Origin of the sequence: Shinella daejeonensis (assembly GCF_024281235.1) — a bacterium.
Classification (GTDB): domain Bacteria; phylum Pseudomonadota; class Alphaproteobacteria; order Rhizobiales; family Rhizobiaceae; genus Shinella; species Shinella daejeonensis.
Genome location: NZ_JAHWXY010000013.1, coordinates 58,061 through 80,275, shown reverse-complemented (window position 1 = coordinate 80,275; position 22,215 = coordinate 58,061). Strand labels below are relative to the sequence as shown.

General features: G+C 65.8%; 17 protein-coding genes. 1 reads left to right on the top strand and 16 read right to left on the bottom strand.

What is annotated here, in order from left to right; all coding sequences use genetic code 11:
- Positions 1-54 precede the first annotated feature (54 nt).
- The 14 genes from KYK29_RS20400 to mutS all read right to left on the bottom strand — a co-directional run bounded on the left by KYK29_RS20400 (position 55) and on the right by mutS (position 16,513).
- Positions 55-1,224, bottom strand: a complete 1,170-nt coding sequence (locus KYK29_RS20400; RefSeq protein WP_254692752.1) for a transporter associated domain-containing protein — start codon at positions 1,222-1,224, stop codon at positions 55-57.
- An 11-nt stretch (positions 1,225-1,235) separates the two neighbouring features.
- Positions 1,236-1,739 carry an rRNA maturation RNase YbeY gene (gene ybeY / locus KYK29_RS20395; RefSeq protein WP_254692741.1) on the bottom strand — a complete coding sequence of 168 codons (504 nt, stop codon included), beginning with the start codon at positions 1,737-1,739 and terminating at the stop codon, positions 1,236-1,238.
- Positions 1,740-1,755: 16 nt separating this feature from the next.
- Complete coding sequence (locus KYK29_RS20390) at positions 1,756-2,811, bottom strand: PhoH family protein (RefSeq protein WP_254692740.1); 1,056 nt, start codon at positions 2,809-2,811, stop codon at positions 1,756-1,758.
- A 14-nt stretch (positions 2,812-2,825) separates the two neighbouring features.
- Complete coding sequence (gene miaB / locus KYK29_RS20385) at positions 2,826-4,229, bottom strand: tRNA (N6-isopentenyl adenosine(37)-C2)-methylthiotransferase MiaB (RefSeq protein ID WP_254692739.1); 1,404 nt, start codon at positions 4,227-4,229, stop codon at positions 2,826-2,828.
- Between the two features lie 55 nt (positions 4,230-4,284).
- The gene (gene olsA / locus KYK29_RS20380) at positions 4,285-5,073 is read right to left on the bottom strand and encodes a lyso-ornithine lipid O-acyltransferase (RefSeq protein WP_254692738.1); all 789 of its coding nucleotides are present in this window, start codon (positions 5,071-5,073) and stop codon (positions 4,285-4,287) included.
- A 40-nt stretch (positions 5,074-5,113) separates the two neighbouring features.
- Positions 5,114-5,542 (bottom strand): Fur family transcriptional regulator, encoded by a 429-nt coding sequence (locus KYK29_RS20375; RefSeq protein ID WP_254692737.1) that lies wholly within the window; start codon positions 5,540-5,542, stop codon positions 5,114-5,116.
- A gap of 40 nt (positions 5,543-5,582) precedes the next feature.
- A complete protein-coding gene (locus tag KYK29_RS20370; protein WP_254692736.1) occupies positions 5,583-6,077 on the bottom strand; it encodes a GNAT family N-acetyltransferase in 495 nt (164 codons plus the stop codon).
- 4 nt (positions 6,078-6,081) lie between these two features.
- A complete protein-coding gene (tsaB, locus tag KYK29_RS20365; RefSeq protein WP_254692735.1) occupies positions 6,082-6,729 on the bottom strand; it encodes a tRNA (adenosine(37)-N6)-threonylcarbamoyltransferase complex dimerization subunit type 1 TsaB in 648 nt (215 codons plus the stop codon).
- A 30-nt stretch (positions 6,730-6,759) separates the two neighbouring features.
- Positions 6,760-7,326: a NifU family protein gene (locus KYK29_RS20360; RefSeq protein ID WP_254692734.1), complete on the bottom strand. Its 567-nt coding sequence runs from the start codon at positions 7,324-7,326 to the stop codon at positions 6,760-6,762.
- Between the two features lie 91 nt (positions 7,327-7,417).
- Entirely contained in the window at positions 7,418-7,909 is a 492-nt protein-coding gene (locus tag KYK29_RS20355) for a universal stress protein (RefSeq protein ID WP_254692733.1), read from the bottom strand.
- A gap of 57 nt (positions 7,910-7,966) precedes the next feature.
- Positions 7,967-9,034: a tryptophan--tRNA ligase gene (gene trpS, locus KYK29_RS20350; RefSeq protein WP_254692732.1), complete on the bottom strand. Its 1,068-nt coding sequence runs from the start codon at positions 9,032-9,034 to the stop codon at positions 7,967-7,969.
- Positions 9,035-9,186: 152 nt separating this feature from the next.
- The gene (gene murJ, locus KYK29_RS20345; protein ID WP_254692731.1) at positions 9,187-10,758 is read right to left on the bottom strand and encodes a murein biosynthesis integral membrane protein MurJ; all 1,572 of its coding nucleotides are present in this window, start codon (positions 10,756-10,758) and stop codon (positions 9,187-9,189) included.
- On the bottom strand, positions 10,755-13,583 hold the full coding sequence (locus KYK29_RS20340; protein ID WP_254692730.1) for a [protein-PII] uridylyltransferase: 2,829 nt from the start codon (positions 13,581-13,583) through the stop codon (positions 10,755-10,757). Before KYK29_RS20340 ends, murJ begins: the two co-directional genes overlap by 4 nt.
- A 179-nt stretch (positions 13,584-13,762) precedes the next feature.
- Positions 13,763-16,513, bottom strand: coding sequence for a DNA mismatch repair protein MutS (gene mutS, locus KYK29_RS20335; RefSeq protein WP_254692729.1), 2,751 nt, complete (start codon positions 16,511-16,513; stop codon positions 13,763-13,765).
- 115 nt (positions 16,514-16,628) lie between these two features.
- On the opposite strand from mutS, the gene KYK29_RS20330 reads away from it, so the two are divergent.
- Positions 16,629-18,914: an NADP-dependent malic enzyme gene (locus KYK29_RS20330; protein ID WP_254692728.1), complete on the top strand. Its 2,286-nt coding sequence runs from the start codon at positions 16,629-16,631 to the stop codon at positions 18,912-18,914.
- Positions 18,915-18,977: 63 nt separating this feature from the next.
- Here KYK29_RS20330 and olsB read toward each other — a convergent pair whose 3' ends face one another.
- Entirely contained in the window at positions 18,978-19,850 is an 873-nt protein-coding gene (gene olsB / locus KYK29_RS20325; protein ID WP_254692727.1) for a l-ornithine N(alpha)-acyltransferase, read from the bottom strand.
- 102 nt (positions 19,851-19,952) lie between these two features.
- Positions 19,953-22,205 carry a hybrid sensor histidine kinase/response regulator gene (locus KYK29_RS20320; RefSeq protein WP_254692726.1) on the bottom strand — a complete coding sequence of 751 codons (2,253 nt, stop codon included), beginning with the start codon at positions 22,203-22,205 and terminating at the stop codon, positions 19,953-19,955.
- Positions 22,206-22,215 lie beyond the last annotated feature (10 nt).

Below are 22,215 nucleotides of genomic sequence, written 5' to 3'. Positions count from 1 at the left end.
TTTCAAAAAACCGCGCGCTTGTCCCCTCTCCCGCTCAAGGGCGGAAGGCCGGCATCATTGCGTTCCGGTTTTGGCCGGCGGCGGATCGGAGGGCTTTTCAGGTCCGGCGGCGGGATCGGCGCCCTCGCCTTCCGGCCGGCGTTCGCGGCGGCGCGCCGCATGGGCCCGTTTGCGCGTGACGCGAACCCGCTTCACGCGGCGAGGATCGGCATCGAGAACGTGGAACTCGAAACCGGGAACGGCCTGCACCACCTCGCCGCGGGCCGGGATGCGTCCAAGCGAGGCGAAGATCAGACCGCCGAGCGTATCGGCGTCCTCGAGCTGGTCGCGGATATCGAAATCAGGACCGATGGCCTCCGCCAGTTCTTCCAGTTCGACGCGGGCGTCGGCGATCGAGACGTCGTCGTTCACCTGGGTGATCATCGCCTCCTCGTCGTCGTGCTCGTCCTCGATATCGCCGACCACCATTTCGACGATATCCTCCAGCGAGGCGAGCCCGTCCGTACCGCCGTATTCGTCGATGACCAGCGCCATCTGCGTGCGGTCGGCCTGCATGCGCGCCATCAGATCGGCGGCCAGCATCGACGGCGGCACGAAAAGAACGTTGCGGATGATGCCCGCCTCCGCCACCGTCTTGGAAAGATCGACCCGGCCGAGATCGAAATCCGCCTTCGGGGTCCTGCCAGCCTTCTCCGTGCCCGCTCCGTTGCCGTTGCCGTTACCGTTTCGCGTGCCGTTCCGGCGCTTGTTGCGCGCCTGGCGGGTCACATAGGCGAGCAGGTCGCGGATATGGACCATGCCGCGCGGATCGTCGAGGCTTTCGCAATAGACCGGCATGCGGGAGCGGCCGGAATCCTCGAAGAAGACCATCAGTTCGGCGACGGTGATGCTCTGGTCCACCGCCTCGATATCGGCGCGCGGCACCATGACGTCCTCGACGCGGACCTCGCGGAAGCGCAGGATGTTGTGCAACATCGCGCGCTCGCCCGGCAAGAAGGCGGTTTCCCCGCCCTCGCCTTCGGTCATCAGCGCCTCGGCCAGATCCTTTCGCAAGCTGGAAGCGCCGGACATGCGCCAGAAGCGCGCCGCCCGCGACCACAAGGACGAACGTGCGCCGCCCTCCGGTTTCTGCGGGCCGCTGCTACTACTGCCCGCTTCGCCTTCGCCCGAGGCTTCCGCCTCGGACTTTTCCGTCGTTGTCGACTGGTTCCTGAAATCGCTCATCGTTCCAACTGTCAATCGGGGTGATCCCCATAGGGGTCAGATAGGCCAAGCGTCGCCAGAATGCGAGTCTCCAGCCCCTCCATTTTCTCGGCCTCCCCGTCTTCCATGTGATCATAACCGAAGAGATGGAGAAATCCATGCACCAGAAGGTGCGTCAGATGATCGTCGAAGGGCTTGCCGAGTTCCATGGCTTCCCGGGCAAGCGTTTCCTCGGCGAGGATGATGTCGCCGAGCATCGGACCGGGCATTGCCCCCGGCGTCAGCGGCCAGGCGGGGAAGGAAAGGACGTTGGTCGGCTTGTCCATGCCGCGCCATTCGGCATTGATGCCGCGGATTTCGGCATCGCCGGTAAAGACCAGCGACACTTCCGGTGCCTGCGGCGGGAAGGGTTGCGCTTCCTCGCGTGCAAGGACGCGGGCGGCCGCTTCCAGCGCCCGCGTGGCGAGCGCGCGCAGATGCTCCTCCGCCGGCCATCCGCCTTCTTCGACGGAAATCTGGATATCGAGTTCGCTCATGACACCGGACCGCCGTTCAGCGGTCCATCCGCTCGCTTTCATCCTGAACGGCCGTGCGCGCCTCATAGGCCCGGACGATGCGGGCGACCATCGGATGGCGCACGACGTCGGCGTCGCTGAAGCGGACGACGGAGACACCCTCCACGCCCTTCAGGATCTGCAAGGCTTCCACGAGGCCGGACGTCACGCCGCGCGGGAGGTCGACCTGACTGGGGTCGCCGGTCACGATCATGCGTCCGTTCTCGCCAAGCCGTGTGAGGAACATCTTCATCTGCATCGACGTCGTGTTCTGCGCTTCGTCGAGGATCACCGCCGCATTGGCCAGCGTGCGGCCGCGCATGAAGGCGAGCGGCGCGATCTCGATGACGCCCGCCGTGATGGCGCGCTCCACCTTGTCGCCGGGCATCATGTCGTAAAGGGCGTCATAGAGCGGGCGCAGATAGGGATCGACCTTCTCCTTCATGTCGCCCGGCAGGAAACCGAGGCGCTCGCCGGCTTCCACCGCCGGGCGCGAGAGGACGATGCGGTCGACGGCACCACGCTCCAGCAACTGGGCGGCATAGGCAACGGCAAGGTAGGTCTTGCCGGTGCCGGCCGGCCCGACGCCGAAGACGAGTTCGGAACGCTCCAGCGCCCGGATGTAGGTGTCCTGCATCGGGGTCCGGGCGACGATGGTCTTCTTGCGCGTGGAAATCTGCGCCATGCTCAGCTTCGCCTTGCGCTCCATGGTCGGCAGCGAAAGCTGGTCGTCGGCCGCGATCGCCATGCGGATCGCGCCCTCCACGTCGGAAAGCTCGACCGAACCGCCGCTCTGGAGGCGGCCATAGAGATAATCGAGCGCCCGGCGCGCCTGATTGGTCGCCACCACATCGCCGGAGATGGCCACGGAGTTGCCCCGCGCCCGCGCGTCGATGTTCAGCCGTTGCTCGAGAAGCTTCAGGTTCTGGTCGAACTGCCCGAAAAGCTCGCTTGCATATCGATTGTTCTCGAAGGTCAGCACGAAATGATCGGCATCTGCCGGTACGATCTTCGACTGGTGCGGCGACGACGTCATCACATCATGTCCGTTCAAGCGGTCAGACTCCTTCAAGCGCCCGTCGCCTCGGCAAAGAGGCTGTTGGGGCCGGCATCGGTGATTCGCACACGGATAATGTCACCGATTTCTGAACCTTTTGCATCAATATTCACAGGCTGGAGCCAGGGCGAGCGCCCCACGAGCTGACCGGGCATGCGGCCCGGCTTTTCCAGCAGCAGATCGATCCCGCGCCCGATGCAGCCGGCGGCGAAGGCGCGTTGCTGGCGAAAGAGCAAATCCTGCAAGCGCTCAAGCCTCTCCGCCTTCACCGCCTCCGCCACATGGCCGTCCATCTGCGCGCCGGGCGTGCCGGGACGGATGGAATATTTGAAGGAAAAGGCCTGAGCGTAGCCCACCGTTTCGACAAGGCGCAACGTATCCTCGAAATCCTCATCCGTCTCGCCGGGGAAGCCGACGATGAAATCGCCGGAAATGGCGAGATCCGGCTGGACGGCGCGAATGCGCTCGATCAGCGCGATATATTCGGCCGCCGTATGCCGACGGTTCATCGCCTTGAGGATACGGTCGGACCCCGTCTGCACCGGCAGATGCAGATAGGGCATCAGCTTCGGCAGATCGCGGTGCGCGGCGATCAGGCTTTCGTCCATGTCGCGCGGATGGCTCGTCGTATAGCGCAGCCGGGCAAGACCTTCGATCTGCGACAGGCGGCGTAAAAGATTGCCAAGGCCCCATTCCCCGCCATCGGGACCAGCGCCGTGCCAGGCGTTGACGTTCTGGCCAAGGAGCGTGATCTCCCGCACGCCGGCCGCCACAAGCCGCTCCGCCTCTGCGACGATCTGCGCAACCGGGCGGGAGACCTCCGCGCCGCGGGTATAGGGCACGACGCAGAAGGTGCAGAACTTGTCGCAGCCTTCCTGCACGGTGAGAAAGGCGGTGACGCCCCGGGCGCGCGTCCGCGCGCGGTCGGGGGCGGGAAGATGCTCGAACTTGTCCTCGATGGCATATTCCGTCTCGACGACCCGCTCGCCGCTTTTCGCACGCTTCAGCATGGCCGGCAGGCGATGATAGGTCTGCGGACCGACGACCAGATCGACCGCCGGCGCGCGGCGCAGGATTTCCGCGCCCTCGGCCTGCGCGACGCAGCCGGTGACGCCGATCGTCAACGCACGCCCGTCCTTCGCGCGCGCCTTCTTCATGTCGCGCAGGCGGCCAAGCTCGGAATAGACCTTTTCCGCCGCCTTCTCGCGGATATGGCAGGTGTTGAGGAGGACGAGGTCCGCCTCCTCCAGCACGTCGGTCGTCTGATAGCCGTCCCGGGCCAGCGTGTCCGTCATGCGGTCGCTGTCGTAGACGTTCATCTGGCAGCCATAGGTCTTGACGAAGACCTTGCGGCCGGCCGTCGCCTCGCCCGGGGCCACCGGCGCAACGGTGAGAGTGGGTGCTTGTTCGCTCATGCGCGTTTCCATAGTGGAAAAACCCCGGAAAATGAAGCCCTCTCCCCTATGTACCTCAGCGGCCGCGCAGGCGCGTGCCCAGCATGGCGCGGATGCGGGCCTCGATTTCGTGGCTGATCTGCTTGCGATTGCCGCCTTCGCGATAGTCCACCTGTTCGCCGAGATCGACGTCGACATCGATCGCCCCCTCGCGGGCGACACCGAGAAGATGGGGCAGCAATTCTATATCGCCCGGCCAGGCGGCGAGCGGCCGATGGAAGCGGCCCATCGCCATGCCGTGAAGCCCGGTATAGGCGATCGAGACCGGCTGGACATGGACGACGCGTTCCGGCGCGCTGGACACGGCGGAAGCGGCCGCGCCGAAAAGCGAGGTTTTCATGTCCAGAACCCGGTTGCCGTCGGACGTGGTTCCCTCCGGAAAAAGAACGACGATCTCGCCGGCCAGCAGCCGTTCAGCGATCTCGTCGGCCTGCTTTCCGACCCTGCGCTTCTGTTCGCGCTCGACGAAGATCGTCGCCTGGAGCCGGGCGAGAATTCCGAAGACCGGCCAGTCCCGCACCTCCGACTTGGCGATATAGACGACATCGGCGATGGAGCCGAGAACCATGATATCCTTCCAGGAGACATGATTGGACACCAGCAGCAGCGGCCGACGCGGCACCAGCGTCCCGTGGACCCGGACCTTCAGGCCGAGCGTGCGGCAGGCGGCGCGATGCCAGAGACGCGGCAGGCGGCGGCGAAGCGGGAGATCGAAGCGCAACGCGACGAGCTGGAACGGCAGCAGCACCGCCGTCAGCGCCGCCAGCAGCAGGAACTGGACGGCGATGCGCAGCCAGACGATCACGCGCAACCGCTCCCGGACATCAGGAGCGGAGGCGACCGTGTCATTCGTCGCCCTTCTTCAGCGGAACGCCGTAAAGCTCCAGCCGGTGATCCACCAGGCGGAAGCCGTGTTCGCGAGCGATACGCTCCTGCAGGGCCTCGATCTCCGGCGAATGGAATTCGATGACCGTCCCGGTCTTCAGATCGATCAGATGGTCGTGATGCTCCTCCGGCACCGTCTCGTAGCGGGAGCGACCATCGCGGAAATCATGCCGCTCGATGATGCCGGCGTCCTCGAAAAGCTTGACCGTTCGATAGACGGTGGAAATGGAAATCCGCGCGTCGACAAGCGACGAGCGGCGATAAAGCTCTTCCACATCCGGATGATCGGCGGAACTTTCCAGCACCCGTGCGATGACGCGGCGCTGCTCGGTCATCCGCATGCCACGCTCGACGCAAAGCTCTTCCAGCGATTTCTCGATGTCCGACATGCGATCCGGTCCCTGTTGCCGCCAGCCTCCCGGAGGGGAACTAGCGAAGATCAAGCCGCATGACAAGCGCTGTCGACCGTGCGCCGTCGGCTGCGACATAATAGGCCTTGCGCTCGGCGACCTTGCGGAAACCGAGCTTGCCATAAAGGCCGATGGCCGGGACGTTGCCCTCGTCGACCTCCAGGAAGATCTGCTCGACGTCGCGCATGCGCGCCTCGCGCAGCACCGACAGCATGAGGCGCCAGCCAAGGCCGAGCCGCGCGAAGCGCGTATCCACGCCGATCGTCAGGATCTCGGCTTCGCCGGCCGCCGCCCGCGCCAGCACGAAGCCGCCAGCCGCGCGCGGCGGTCCGCCCTGCCGCAACGCGAGAAAGCCGAAAACCGTCGGCTGGAGGAGCAGCGCATGGAATTCGCCATCGCTCCAGGGCCGGGCAAACCGCGTGCGGTGAAGACTTGCCGCCAGAACGGCATGGCCGCTTTCCAGCGGCACGATATTGAAGGCCGGCCGGAGGCCGAAGTAGTCGCCGAGGGACATGCCGTCAGGCCCTCCTGAGGGCGAAGCCGGCCTGCGGTTTGGCATCGGGACCGCGCAGATAAAGCGGCCGCGCAAGAGCGACGGCCGGATCGAGGACGGCCCCGATGCGGGCGACCGTCGCGATCGGGATCGTGTCGTTCCCATCGCCGGCGTCCCCCGCTGCCGGCGGCGCGCCCGAACCGGTCACGTCGCCTTCGAAGGCCCAGGCGCGGGCGTGCGCTTCGCCGACCGGCAGCAGTTCCGGCTCGCCGAGGGGACGCCCCGCCGCGTCGAAGGCCTGGCAATAGGCTTCGTCGCGCTTTGCATCCATGATGGCAAGGAGAGGCCGGCCACCCGACCGTTCCCGGGCAAGGGCTGCAAGCGAACTGACGCCGACGGCCGGAACCGCCAGCGCAAGCGCCAATCCGCGCGCCGTCGCCACGCCGACGCGAATGCCGGTAAACGAGCCCGGCCCGACAGTCACCGCGATGCGCCCGACATCGGCAAGCACCAGCCCCGCGGCCGCGAGCGCCGCGTCGATGATGCCCATCAGCCGTTCGGCATGACCGCGGCCGATATCCGCGCCGGCCACGCCGAGAACCCGGTCCTCTGCGCTGTCATAAAGAGCCGCGTAACAGCCGGCGCCGGCGGTGTCGATCGCCAGGACGATCATGCCGCCACGCCTGCGGACGGGTCGGGGACGTCACATGACCGCTTCAACTTCCTGCACTTCCGGTACGAAATGACGCAGGAGGTTCTGCACCCCGTGCTTGAGCGTGGCGGTCGAGGACGGGCAACCGGAACACGCTCCCTTCATGTTGAGATAGACGACACCGTCGCGGAAACCCTTGAAGGTGATATCGCCGCCATCCTGGGCGACGGCGGGACGCACACGGGTATCGAGCAGTTCCTTGATCGTCGCGACGATCGTCTCGTCGCCGGCTTCGAAGAATTCGTCCTCCGTCTCGTCGTCGGCGAAGGCGCCGCCGGCCATGACCGGCTGGCCGGACATGAAGTGCTCCATGATATTGCCGAGGATCGCCGGCTTCAGATGCTGCCAGTCGGCATCGTCCTTGGAGACGGTGATGAAATCGTAGCCGAAGAAAACACCGGTCACGCCCGGGATGGAAAACAGGCGGGCAGCCAGCGGCGAGGCGGCGCGCGCCTCGGTCTCGTCTCGAAACTCCGCCGTGCCGCTTTCCAGCACGATCTTGCCCGGCAGGAACTTCAGGGTCGACGGATTGGGGGTCGCTTCAGTCTGGATGAACATTTCTTTCTCCCTGCGGCCGGACAGTCGTGTCGGCCCGAGCATTTAGAATAATTCAAAACTAAGCCTTTCCGCTCCAACCTTCAAGAGCATCTCAGCTCAGCGCATCGAGATCCTCGGCGGAAAGCGCCTCCGGGATGACGGTCACCGGCACCGGAAAGGCATGGCTGCGGCTGGCGAGCGACGAGACGAGCGGCCCCGGCCCCTCCTTGGAGGAGCCTGCCGCCAGCACCAGGATGGCAATATCCCGGTCCTCGTCGATCAGCGCGTTGATTTCCTCGCTCGGCGTTCCCTCGCGGATCACTGTCTCGGGCTCGATGCCGACCGATTCGCGCAGCGCCTGGGCCGCCTTGGCCAGAACCGCCTCCGCCTCTTCGCGGGCTTCCGCACGCATGATCTCCTCCACACCCAGCCATTGCTGGAAATCGGCGTTCGGGATCACATAGAGCAGCACCACGCTGCCATTGGAGTTCTTCGCCCGGCTTCCCGCATAGCGGACGGCCCGCTGGCATTCCGGCGTTTCGTCGATGACGGCCAGGAATTTTCGGCGGTGACCGTCAAGGCGGGAAAGACGTGGAGAAACCATACGGCCTCCTTTCGCAAGGATGTTTCAGAACCGGTTCCGGACGCTTCTCGGGCGACCTTACTGTAGAAAACCGATGATGTCGCGGACTTCCTTCATGGTCTTTTCCGCCCGTGCGCCGGCGCGTTCGCCGCCATCGCGCAGGATCGCGTCGATATGGCTGGTGTCGTTCATCAGCCGGCGCATCTCGCCGGTGATCGGCGACAGGACCGCAGCGGCAAGCTCCACCAGCGCCGGCTTGAAGACCGAGAACTGCTGGCCGCCGAATTCCGCAAGCACATCCGCTTTCGTCCTGTCGGAAAGTGCTGCATAGATGCCGACGAGGTTTTCCGCCTCCGGACGGCCCTTCAGGCCCTCCACCTCGCTCGGCAATGCGTCCGGATCGGTCTTGGCGCGGCGGATCTTCTTGGAGATCGTGTCCGTGTCGTCGAGCAGGTTGATGCGCGACAGGTCGGAAGGATCGGATTTCGACATCTTCTTCGTGCCGTCACGCAGCGACATGACGCGCGGCGCCGGGCCGCCGATCATCGGCTCGACCATCGGGAAATAGGCATGGACCGGCTCGTCGCCGACATGAATGTCCACGCCGGTCCCGCGTTCGCGGATATGTCCGGAAAAGTCGATGTTGAATTTCTGGGCAATGTCGCGCGTCAGTTCCAGATGCTGCTTCTGGTCGTCGCCGACCGGAACATGAGTGGCGCGATAGACGAGGATATCGGCGGCCATCAGGCTCGGATAGGCAAGCAGGCCGAGCGAGACCTGCTCGGCGTTCTTGCCGCCGGTCTTGTCCTTGAACTGCGTCATGCGCTCCATCCAGCCGATCCGCGCCACACAGTTGAAGATCCAGGCAAGCTCGGCATGCTGCGGCACCGCGGACTGGTTGAAGACGATGTGCTTCTGCGGATCGATGCCGGAGGCGATATAGGCGGCGGCGATCGAGCGGATCTGGCTGCGCATGTCCTCATGCACGAGTTGCGCCGTCAGCGCATGCAGGTCGACCACGCAATAGATGCAGTCGTTATCCTGCTGCAACGCCACGAACTTGCGGATCGCGCCGAGATAGTTGCCGAGATGGAGATTGCCGGTCGGCTGGACGCCGGAAAAGACGAGGGGCGGGAATGCGCTCATGACGATTTCCTTCAGGCGGGTGGAGCGCCTGATCCTGTTGCAAAGGCAATTCACGGGAGGGCGCGCAGCAGTCCGCCTTCCACGATTGCGTGAAACAATGTGTTGCGCTTATGCACGGCGAAGCGGGACGGATCAAGAGGCGTCCGGCCGCCTCATTCCGCCTTGCGCCCGCGCTTCAGGCTCCGCCTGATCATGCGGGGATCGGCGCCGCCGATCAGGAAGGCGAGAGAGAAATAGATGACCATGGCGAAGACGATCAACAGGCCGAGGGCCGACAACTGATCGTAAAGAGGCGCCGTGGAGGACAGCCTGTCGGCGAGATATCGCGACGCATATTCGAGCGCGACGGCCATGACGCCGGCGGCGGCCAGCAGCCGGGCCACCCGTGACAGCAGCGCCTTCTCCACCGGCCAGTGGCCGCGCCGCACCAGCGTCACCAGCAGCATCAGCGCCGTGAGCCAGCCGGAAACCGTTTCCGCCGCCGCAATGCCGCGCTCGTGGAAAAGCGGAAACAGCGTGAGCGCGAGCACGCAATTGACGACGACCGAAACGAGGGTGATGCGCATGGGCGTGCGGGTGTCCTCACGGGCGAAAAAGCCGGGGTTGAGCGCCTTGATCATCACGAAGCCGGGCAGACCGAGGCCGTAGATCGCCAGCGTGCCGGCAACGATCGACGTCGTCCCGGGGCTGAAGGCGCCGCGCTCGTAGAGCACGCGCACGATCTCGTCGGAGATCACCCAGAGCGCGGCGGCGGCCGGCAGGGTGAGAAACAGCACGAATTCCATCGAGCGGTTCTGGAGGTTGGCGGCCTCCCGTTCCTGGCCCCCCTTGAGCGCCCGCGCCAGTTCCGGCAGCAGCACGACGCCGACGGCAATGCCGACCACGCCGAGCGGAAGCTGGTAGACCCGGTCGGCATATTGCAGGGCGGAGATCGCCCCGTCCCTGGTGGACGCGATCATCTGGCCGATGAGCTGGTTGATCTGGGTGATGCCGCCGGTGACGGCAGCCGGGAACGCCAGCCACAACAGCCGCCGGACGTTATCGGTCATGCGCGGACGACGAAAGCCGATGCGCATGCCGGCGTGGCGCACGCCGGCATAGAGCACCGCCATTTGCAGAAGCCCCGAGGCCAGCACGCCCCAGGAGAGATACCAGGCGGTTTCGAGCGGCGAGGCCCCCTGCCACAGCGCATAGGCAAGCGCGCCGATCAGCACCATATTGAGAAAGACCGGCGCGACGGCGGCGGCAAAATAGTGATGCAGCGAGTTCAGCATGCCCGAGAGCATCGCCGTCAGCGACATGCACATGAGATAGGGGAACATCACGACGGCAAGCTTCACCGTCACGTCGAACTTTTCCGCGTCGCCGACAAAGCCGGGCGCGATGATCCAGGCGACGATGAACGGCATGGAAAGCTCCATGGCGATCGTCAGCAGGAGAAGTACCGTGAAGAGAACGCCGAACACCTCCTCGGAAAAGCGCTTGGCGCCGTCGACGCCGCCCGCCTCGATCTCCTTGGCGAAAAGCGGCACGAAGGCGGCGTTGAAGGCGCCCTCGGCGAACAGCCGGCGGAAGAGGTTGGGAAAGCGGAAGGCGGCGTAGAAGGCGTCGGCCATCGGCCCGGTGCCGAGCGCGGCCGCCATCAGCGTTTCGCGGATGAAACCGAGCATGCGGCTGCCAAGCGTCGCGCCGCCGACGGTCGCGAATTTTTTCACGAGACTCATTGCTGGGCTTTCGCCTTTCTTTGGGCAGCTGCGGCCGGCGCGATCATGCCGGGCGGCATGCGGTCGCGCAGTTCGTCGGGCTCGTCCGCCATCACGGCCTTCAGCCGTGCGGTGATATTGGCCTGCCGGCTTTCATTGGTGACCTTCTGCCCGACGAGATCGGTGACGTAGAAGGTGTCGATCACCTTCTCGCCGAAGGTGGTGATATGCGCCGAGGCGATATCGAGCGAGAGGTCGGACAGGACGGCCGTCACCTCGGAAAGCAGACCCGGCCGGTCGAGGCACTCGATCTCGATCACCGTGAACTTGTTGGACAGGGTGTTGGAGATCGTCACGGCCGGCTGCACGGTGAAGGCGCGGCTGCGCCTGCGGCCGCGCGCGCGGGTGGCGATCACCTCCGGCAGGCGCTTGCGGCCGGACAGCACGTCCTCGATCATCCGCCCGATGGTGGCGGCGCGGCGCATCTCGTCGGCGTCGTCGGCAAAGGCGCGGTTGACGAGGATCGTGTCGAGCGCCCGCCCGTCGGAGGTGGTGAAAATCTGCGCGTCGACGATATTGGCGCCCGCCGCCGCACAGGCGCCGGCGATCACCGTCAGCAGCCGCGGATGGTCGGGGGAAAGCACCGTGATCTCAGTGATCGCGTGAAAGGAATGGGTCTGCACCATGGTGGCGAGCGGCTGCTTGGCCCGGTCGACCTCCCGGATGAAGCGGGCATGGCGCACCTGATCTTCCAGCGGCACGGTCAGCAGGTAGGGATCGTAATGCAGCCGGGCATAGGCCGTGCGTTCCTTCACGCTCCAGTCGGCAAGCGCCTCGCGCAGCGTTTCGCGGGCGAATTTCGCCCGCTCGCCGCGTGACAGCTCCGAGAAGCCACCGGAAATGACCAGTTCCGTTTCATAGTAGAGCGTGCGCAGCAACTGTCCCTTCCAGCCGTTCCAGACTCCCGGCCCGACGGCGCGGATATCGCAGACCGTCAGCACCAGCAGCATCTTCAGCCGCTCCATGGACTGCACCTTTTCGGCGAAATCGAGGATGGTCTTGCGGTCGTTGAGATCGCGGGTCTGGGCCACCATCGACATGGTGAGATGCTCTTCGATCAGCCAGACCACCAGTTCCGTCTGCTTGGGCGTCAGGCCGAAGCGCGGGCAGAGCTTGCGCGCCACCTTCGCCCCGGCGACGGAATGGTCCTCCGGGCGCCCCTTGGCGATATCGTGCAGGAGCACGGCAACGTAGAGGGCCACCCGGTCCTCGATGCTCGGCATGATCTGATAGGTGAGCGGATGGGCGTCCTTTTCCCGCCCGCGATCGATGCCCGCCAGCACGCCGACCGAGCGGATGAGATGCTCGTCGACCGTATAGTGATGATACATGTTGAATTGCATCATCGCCACGATCTTGCCGAAGTCGGGGATGAAGCGGCCGAGAACGCCGGCCTCGTTCATCCGCCGGAGCAGGAAGGTCGGGTCGCGCGGAGAGGTCAGGATCGACAGGAAAAGCCGGTTCGCCTCCTCGTTCTCGCGCAGGGCGTTGTTGATCAGCCGGAGGGACCGCGTGACCTGCTTCAGCGCATCGGGATGAAATTCGAGCCCGTTGATGTCGGCGATATGGAAGAGACGGATGAGATTGACCGGATCGTTTCGGAACACGTCCGCATTGGCGATCGTGATACGGCCGTGATCCTCCACGAAATCCAGCGTTCCGGCGATCTTGCGCCGGCGGCGGCGCGTGAACCGGCTGATGACCCCCGTCAGTCCCGGCGCGTCCTTGGCCTGCTGGTCCTCCAGCGTGGCGCAGAAGATGCGGGTCAGGTCGCCGACATCCTTGGCCACGAGGAAATAATGCTTCATGAAGCGCTCGACGGACGACAGGCCGGGATGCGGCTGGTAGCCGAGGCAGGCGGCGATCTCGCGCTGGATATCGAAGGAAAGCCGCTCCTCCGCCTTGCCGGTCAGGAAATGCATATGGCAGCGCACGGCCCAGAGAAAATCCTCCGCCTTGCGAAACAGTTCGTATTCCTTGCGCGACAGGACGCCGAGCTTCACCAGTTCGGCGGGATCGCGCACATGGTAGAAATACTTGGCGATCCAGAAGAGCGTGTGCAGGTCACGAAGGCCGCCCTTGCCCTCCTTGATGTTCGGCTCGACGAGATAGCGCGTATCGCCCGCCTTGCGATGACGCTCGTCACGCTCGGCGAGCTTGGCGGCGATGAATTCCGGGCCGGTGTTGCGCACGATTTCCCGGTCGAAGCGCAGGGTCAGTTCCTCGAAGAGCGAGGCGGCGCCGCAGATATAGCGCGCTTCGAGCGTGGCGGTCCGGATCGTCATGTCGCTACGCGACAGGCTGATGCATTCCTCGATGCTGCGGGTCGCATGGCCGACCTTGAAGCCGAGATCCCAGAGGATATAGAGCATGAACTCGATCGCCGGCTCGCTCCAGGCCGCCGGCCGCGCCGGCAGCAGGAAGAGCAGGTCGATATCCGAGCCCGGCGCCAGCGTGCCCCGCCCGTAGCCGCCGACCGCCGCCACGGCGAGCCGCGTGGATTCCGGCGCGCGGCCGGCGCTGAAGACGTGGTTGAGCGTGAAATCGTGAAGAACGGAGATAATCTGGTCCTGCAACCAGGAGATGCGCGCCGCACAGCGCAGGCCGCTACCGTCCTCCGACAGCAGTTCCTGCGCCCGCGCGCGACCGGCCGTATTGACCGCCTTGAGCGCGGCGAGAAGCTCGCTGCGCATGCGGTCGCGGTAGTCGGCATTGGTGCTTGCGATGAACTCGCATTTCGCGCGCAGGGCCGCGACATCGAGAAGGCCGGATTCGGCCGGCGCCATGAGCGTCTTTTCCATAGGCTGCCGGCTCGTGCTCCGCTTTCCGTCCTCGCCACCGCGAGCGGCGCGGCGAAAGACCGGCATGCTGCGGGCGCATAGGGGCCTATAGACCATTTCCATCCGACGCGACAGTGACCCGTTGAAGCACATTGCGCCCCGGCGGCCCGGGCCTTCGCCTGTCGCTATCGACCGGCGAACTCCTTTTTCAGCACATAAAGGGCATCCAGCGCCTCGCGCGGCGTCATGTCGTCCGGATCGAGCGCCTCGACCATCGCCTCGATCCGCGAGGCCGCGGGAGAAGACCGGGGCTCCTCGCGCCGCAGGGCGACCTGGAAAAGCGGCAGGTCGTCGATGAGCTGGCTTGCCGGGTTCTTGCGGTCGGCATCCTCCAGCCGGGCGAGCACATCGCGCGCCCGCTCCACGACGGAGGGCGGCAGGCCGGCCAGCCGCGCCACCTGGATGCCATAGGAGCGGTCGGCCGCCCCCGGCCCGACCTCATGCAGGAAGATCACCTCGCCGTCCCATTCCTTGACTCGCATGGTCGCATTGGAAAGGCGGGGAAGCTTCTCCGAAAGAACGGTCAATTCATGGAAATGGGTGGCGAAAAGGCCGCGGCAGCGATTGGCCTCATGCAGATGCTCGACCGCCGCCCAGGCGATCGAAAGCCCGTCGAAGGTCGCCGTCCCCCGGCCGATTTCGTCAAGGATGACGAGCGAACGGTCCGTCGCCTGATTGAGGATCGCCGCTGTCTCGACCATCTCGACCATGAAGGTGGACCGGCCACGGGCAAGGTCGTCCGATGCGCCGACGCGCGAAAACAGCCGGTCGACGATGCCGATATGGGCGCTTTCGGCCGGGACATAGGCGCCCATCTGCGCAAGCACGGCAATCAGCGCGTTCTGGCGCAGGAAGGTCGACTTTCCCCCCATGTTCGGGCCGGTGAGCAGCCAGATCGCTCCGTCGCCCTTGCCGTCCTGCGGCGACAGATCGCAGCTGTTGGCGACGAAAGCGGCGGCCTGTTGCCGGCGCAGCGCCTGTTCGACGACCGGATGCCGTCCGCCGACGATGGAGAACATCTTCGACCGGTCGACCAGCGGCCGGCAGCAGGCCTGTTCTTCCGCAAGCGCAGCGAGCCCCGCCGACACGTCGATCGCCGCAAGCGCACGGGCGGCCTGCTTGATCGCCTCGGCCTTTGCGACCACCGCATCGCACAACGCGTCGAAAGCGACAAGCTCGATGGCCAGCGCCCGGTCCGCGGCGTTGGCGATCCGGGTCTCCAGTTCCGAAAGCACCGTGGTCGTGAAGCGCATCGCCCCGGCCATGGTCTGCCGATGGATGAAACGGCCCTTCGCCTCCTCCCCTTCCGTCAGCGCGGCGGCATTGCCCGCGGACACCTCGATGAAATAGCCGAGCACGTTGTTGTGCTTGATCTTCAGGGACTTGACGCCGGTCTCCTCGGCATATTGCAATTGCAGGCCGGCGATGACGCGGCGCGACTGGTCGCGCAAGGCCCGCATCTCGTCGAGTTCTCCGTCCGCGCCTTCGCGGATGAAGCCGCCGTCGCGCCTGAGAACCGGCAATTCATCGGACAGCATCACGGCCAGCCGGTGGGACAGGTCGACGGGCAGATCGCAAACCATCGTCCGGGCTTCGGCAAGCTCGCCCGAAAGATCTTCGTCCGCCATGCGCCGCGCCACGTCGGCGGCGACCGTGAAGCCTTGCAGGATCGCGCCGAGGTCGCGCGGGCCGCCGCGACCGAGCGCAAGCCGCGAAAGCGCGCGCGGCATATCGGGAAGCTGCTTCAGGGTGTTGCGCAGATCGTCGGCGAAGCCCGGGCGGTCGACAAGGACGGCGACGGAATCGAGCCGCGCGTTGATGGCGTCGGGATCGGTCAGCGGCGACATCAGCCGCTCGGCAAGGAGCCGCGCGCCGCCGCTCGTCACCGTCCGGTCGATCGCTTTCAGCAACGTTCCGGCGCGTTCGCCCGAAAGGGTTCGCACCAGTTCGAGATTGGCCCGCGTCGCCGGATCGATGAAGAGCGTCGAGGCCGAACTCTCCCGCTCGGGACGGCCGAGCGGCGGGCGCTCGGCGATCTGCGTCTTTTCCACATAGGCGAGTGCGGCGGCGGCAGCGGCAAGCTCGGCGCGCGAAAAGGCGCCGAAACCATCCAGCGTCGAGACCCCGAAATAACGTGCGATGCGCGTTTCGGCGGTGGCGCTGTCGAAAAGCACGGCCGGCTGCGGCACCGCCACGCGACCGAGCCCGTCGAGCGCCGGGCGGAATTCGGGATCGTGAAACAGGGTGTCCGGTACGATCAATTCACGCGGGTCGATGCGCTGCACATCGGCGAGAAGACGGGAAAGCGCTGTTTCAGACAGGCGGAAGACGCCGGTGGAAATATCGATCCAGGCCAGCGCCATGGCCGGCTCGCCGCCGCCACCGCCACCGCCGCGAATACGCGAAACGGCCATGAGGTAATTGGCGTCGGAGGGCGACAGCAGCTTTTCTTCCGTCAGCGTTCCGGGCGTCACGAGCCGCACGACATCGCGCTGCACCACGGACTTGGAGCCGCGTTTCTTCGCCGCCGCCGGATCCTCCATCTGCTCGCAGACGGCAACGCGGAAACCGAAGGCTATCAGCTTCTGGAGATAGTCATCGGCGGCATGCACCGGCACGCCGCACATCGGGATGTCGAGGCCCAGATGCTGGCCCCGCTTCGTCAGCGTGATGCCGAGCGCGCGGGCGGCATCCACGGCGTCCTGGAAGAACAGCTCGTAGAAATCGCCCATGCGGTAGAAGAGCATGCTGTCCGGGTTGGCGGCCTTGATCTCGATATATTGCTCGATCATCGGCGTCGCGGCCGCCCGGCTTTGCTCGCTGGCAAGCTCGGCGGTCGACAACACATCGTTCTGGCGCACAATTGGATCGTTCACGGAGAGGCAGTTCTTCCAAAAAAGAGGTATCACCCTAGCCGCGCATCGGTATAGAAAACAACAGCAGAGGGAGACTGCGGGCGCGTCGCCCACAGGAGCGTGAAGGGGAGAGGCAATGCCGGCCACGGATAAATCGGAGCGTCAGGGGTGCAGCGTCACCGACAAGGAGGCGCTGGATTTTCACGCCCTGGGCCGCCCCGGCAAACTGGAGATCACCCCGACCAAGCCGATGGCGACCCAGCGCGACCTGTCGCTCGCCTATTCGCCGGGGGTGGCGATCCCGGTGAAGGCGATCGCCGCGGACCCCGCCGCCGCCTATGACTATACGACACGCGGCAACATGGTGGCCGTCATCACCAACGGCACCGCCATTCTCGGCCTCGGCAATCTGGGCGCGCTCGCCTCCAAGCCGGTCATGGAAGGCAAGTCCGTCCTCTTCAAGCGTTTCGCCGACGTCGATTCGGTCGATCTGGAGATCGATACGGAGAATGTCGACGAGTTCATCAATTGCGTGCGCTTCCTCGGCCCCTCCTTCGGCGGCATCAATCTCGAGGACATCAGGGCGCCCGACTGTTTCATCATCGAAAGCCGGCTGCGCGAACTGATGGACATTCCGGTCTTCCACGACGACCAGCACGGCACCGCCATCATCGCCGCCGCCGGCCTCATCAACGCACTGGCGCTGACCGGCCGCGACTTCAAGACCACGAAGCTTGTCTGCAACGGCGCGGGCGCGGCGGCCATCGCCTGTATCGAACTGATCAAGGCGATGGGATTTGCAGCCGAAAACATCATCCTCTGCGACACCAAGGGCGTGATCTTCCAGGGCCGCGAGGATGGCATGAACCAGTGGAAATCGGCCCATGCGGTGAAAACCGACCGGCGGACGCTGGTGGAGGCGCTTGAAGGCGCGGATGTTTTCTTCGGCCTTTCCGCCAAGGGCGCGCTGACGGAAGAAATGGTGCGCGCCATGGCGCCCCGCCCGATCATCTTCGCCATGGCCAATCCCGATCCGGAAATCACCCCCGAGGAAGTCGCCCGTCTCCGCGACGACGCGATCGTCGCGACCGGCCGGTCGGACTATCCAAACCAGGTGAACAACGTTCTCGGCTTCCCCTATATCTTCCGCGGCGCGCTCGACGTGCGGGCGACGACGATCAACGACGCGATGAAGATCGCCGCCGCGCAGGCGCTGGCCGATCTTGCCCGGCAGGACGTGCCCGACGACGTCGCCACCGCCTATCAGGGCGCGCGCCCGCGTTTCGGCTCGCAGTACATCATCCCGGTTCCCTTCGATCCGCGCCTGATCTCCGCCATTCCGGTCGCCGTCGCGAAGGCCGCGATGGAAACCGGGGTGGCGCGTCGCGAGATTGCCGATCTCGACGCCTACGCCCGCGACCTGAAGGCGCGCCGCGATCCCATCGCCTCCACGCTGCAACAGTTCTACGCCCGGGTCCGCCGCCATCCCAAGCGGGTGGTCTTCGCCGAAGGCGAGGAAGAGCAGATGATGCGCGCCGCCGTCTCCTACGCCAACCAGCAGCTCGGCACGGCGATCCTCGTCGGCCGGGAGGAATATATCCAGGAGACGGCCGAACGCGCCGGAATCGAGCTTGACCGGCCCGGCATCGAGATATTCAACGCGCGCATCTCAAAGCGCAACGACGTCTATATCGACTACCTCTACGCACGCTTGCAGCGTAGCGGCTACCTCTATCGCGACGCCCAGCGGCTGATCCACACCGACCGCAACCATTTCGCCGCCTGCATGGTGGCGCTCGGCGACGCCGACGCGATGGTGACGGGGCTCACGCGCAATTATTCGACGGCGCTGGAGGACGTGCGCCGCTGCATCGACGCCAAGCCCGGCCACCGGGTGATCGGCGCCTCTCTCGCGCTCTGCCGCGGCCGCACGGTGCTTGTCGCCGATACCGCCGTGCACGACATGCCGACCTCCGAGGAGCTTGCCGACATCGCCGAGGAGGCCGCGGGCCTTGCCCGCCGGCTCGGCTACGAGCCGCGCGTGGCGATGCTCGCCTATTCCACCTTCGGCCATCCTTCCGGCGAGCGCTCGGAGCGGGTGCGCGAGGCAGTGAACATCCTCGACCGCCGCCGCGTCGATTTCGAGTATGACGGCGAAATGGCGGCCGATGTGGCCCTCAATCCGCGCATCATGGAGCAATATCCGTTCTGCCGGCTCTCCGGCCCCGGCAACGTGCTGGTGATGCCGGCGTTCCATTCCGCCGCCATTTCGACGAAGATGCTTCAGGAACTCGGCGGCTCGACCGTCATCGGCCCGCTGCTCGTCGGCCTCGACAAGTCGGTGCAGATCGTCTCCATGGGCGCGAAGGATTCCGACATCGTCAACATGGCGGCGCTCGCCGCCTATAACGCCGGCGTCTGAACCGGCATCCGGGCAGATCACCCGCTCCCCGGGGAGCGGGTAAAACCTTGGGGCGATCCGGGATCAGCTCGCGAAACGGCCAGCATCCGCGCCGTAGTAATTCAGGTAGCGTCCGGAAATCCGGCCGATCGGCAGCACGACCAGCACATCCGTCGTGCGGAAGGCATGATCGACGACCGCACCGGTGCCGACGCTTGCGCCGAGCCGCAGGTAGCCCTTGACGAGCGGCGGCATGGCGGCGAGCGCCTTGCGCGCATCGACGCCTTCCGCGGGCATCAGGTCCATGCTGGAGAACTGATCGGGATGGGCGCGGACGCTCCAGTCGTCCGTTGCCCGCACGTTGTGGTGCAGGAAGGAAAGCGCCAATGCATGTTCTTCCGGGATCACGCCGTGGAAGGAGGCGCAGCCGAACATCACGTCGACCCCCTGCTTCAGCGCGTAGGCCCAATTGCCCTGCCAGAGCAGTTCCACCGTGCGGCGGGTGCGATAGTCCGGCAGAACGCAGGAGCGGCCAAGCTCCATGAAGCGCTTGCCGGGATGGCGGGCGATCAGCGTATCGACATCGAATTCCGACTGGGAATAGAAGCCGCCCGAAATGCTGGCGACGTCCTGGCGCAACAGGCGGTATGTGCCGACGATCTGCTCTTCCGCATCGCCGTCGATCGCCGTATCGAGCACCAGCAGGTGGTCGCAGACCGCGTCCCAGGAATCGACGTCGCGCCGTCGCGCCGCCGCCTCGTTCGTCAGTCTGGCACCCATTTCCTCCGCGAAGACGCGATAGCGGATCGCCTGCGCCGCGTCGATCTCCGACGCGGTCCGGGCCAGCCGGGTCTCCAGGCTGCCGATCCGTCCGAGCACGCCGGTCACCGCGCGCGCAGGGGTGGCCTTTTCCGCGATTTTCGCCGGAGCGCCGGCGCAGGCAAGGTCGAGCGTCATATCGCAAATCCCGTTTGGCTGGAACAGGCCGCCTTAGAGCATCGTTCTGCTACAGGATAATGACGCAGGGCCTGCTTGAAAAGGCCGGCTGGAAAATGATCTTCAGGACGGGGTGCCGCGGGCAAGCCGCGCGATCTCCGCAAGCAGGGCCTGAGGCTCCGCAGGCTTGGCTACGACAGCGCCCACTCCGCTGGAAAGCAGCGCGTCGCGCAGCTCTTCCCGGTTGTCCGCCGTCAGCACGATCACCGGAAGGCGCGCGGCACCGGCATGGCCTGCGGCGATGCGCACCACCGTTTCGGCATCGCCACCGGGCATGCCGAGATCGGTGACCAGAAGATCGGGAAGCGGACCTTCGAGGAGCGCCGATTCGAGCGCCGCGAAATCCCCGACATGGCGCACCTGATGGCCGGCCCGCTCGAGGCCGGCCCGCACCAGCATCGCGTTCACCGGATCGTCTTCCGCCAGCAGGATGCGGTGACCGGCAGCGGCGGGGAACGCGGTTTCCTGCATCTCGGGGGCTTCCGGCGGCAGATCCTTCAGGATCGGCCGATTGTCGTTGATGGCGTCGCGCAGCTCCACGCCCTTCATGCGCCCGCGCAGCACATCGACGAGCGAGCGCTCCCGGAACGGCCGGATCAGCCAGGCGTCGTAGCCCTCACCCTTGCCGATGGCCCGGCCGCCGCGCTGTTCCGGATTGACGAGATAGACCCGCCTGGCTTCACCGTCGCGGATCACCGGCAGATCGCTAAGACTGCGGCGATAGACACCGGCAAGGCGGTTATCGATGACGATGTCGGTCAACGGCTCCTTCTGCCCGGCGAGGATGGCAAGGGCGGTCTCCACGCCGTCGGCATGGCGGCAAACGCCGCCCAGGGCCTCGATTGTGGCGACCAGCGCCGCCGAAGCAGGGCCTTCGGGGGCGAGCAGGAACACCCGGCTTGCGGCAAGGATGTTGCGGCGGGGGACCCGGGTCGCCGCCTGTGCGACGGGCATGCGGATGACGAAGGTGCTGCCCCGGCCGGGCTCGCTTTCGAGCGCCAGTCCACCACCGGCCTCGCTCAGGATGCGCGCCGAAATGGCGAGACCGAGCCCGGTTCCGCCGCTGCGCTGCGCGGCGCTGCCGGCCTGCTCGAATTCCCGGAAGATATTTGCCTGCTCCTGTCGCGTCATGCCCGGTCCCGTATCCGTGACACGCACGACAAGCAGATCGCCCTCCAGGCAGGTGGAAAGCGAGACGCCGCCCTCATGGGTGAATTTCACCGCGTTACCGACGACATTGTAGAGCACCTGCCGCAGGCGCGGCGCATCGAACGTCATCAGCCCCGGCACCTCCGGCGCGACGAAGGAGCCGATCTCTATGCCTTTCTCATGCGCCCGGGGCGAGAGCATCTCAACCACGCTTTCGAGCAGCGGACGCACCGAATCCTCCACCGGACGAAGCTGGAAGCGCCCCGCCTCCAGCGCGGAGAAATCCAGCAGATCGTCGACGAGCTGGACGAGCGCATGACCGGACTGGCGCAGCCCGGCGAGATAGTTCTTCTGTTCAGCCGTCAGCCGCGTCTGGCTGATGAGATGCGACATGCCGAGCATACCGGAGAGCGGCGTGCGGATCTCATGGCTGACGGTGGCGAGCAGCCGCGATTTGGCGGCACTGGCTTCCTCGGCCTTCCGGCGGGCGGATTCGCGCCCGCGCTCGGCAAGGCGTTCCTCCGTGACGTCGCGGGCAATCGAATGGACGACGAGATCGCCGGAAGCGGGATCGCGCACCGTCACGTCATGCCAGGAATAGATCCGGAGACCTTCGGGGCCTGCCACATCGACATCGTAGCGATGCGCGGTGGATTGCGAGCGGAAGACGAGGCCGAGTTCCGCGCAGGTGCGGCCCCTGACGTCCGCCGTGCCCGTCAGCGACGGCAGGACCGGATTGGAGCGCAGGATACGGCCATCCAGGGTGCGCATGACGACGATATCGCCGAGCACGTCATGGATCGCCGAGAGGATCTCGGTGGTTTCGCTGTGCTCCCAGGAGCGGTCATGGTCGACTTCGCCGCCACCTTGCGCGGTCGCCGCCCGCCGCAGCCCCATCCAGCCGGCCGCACCGGCGAGGCCCAGCCCCAGGAAAGCAAGCAACACGCCTGTCGCTCCGTCGGCCGCAAAGAACGCAAGGCCCGCCACCGCAAGCCCCGTGGCGGCGACAAGAGGCGGCACCGCCGCCTGTCCTACCGCAACGGCCCGCAAGCGCCGCCTACCGGCATCGCCGCCGGCACCGGAGGTTTCCGGAGGCAACGCTTCCGCCTTTACCGGTTCGGCGTAGACGGTTTTCAGCCGGTTCTGCAACTTGAGGGGTTCGCTCATGCCCCCTGCA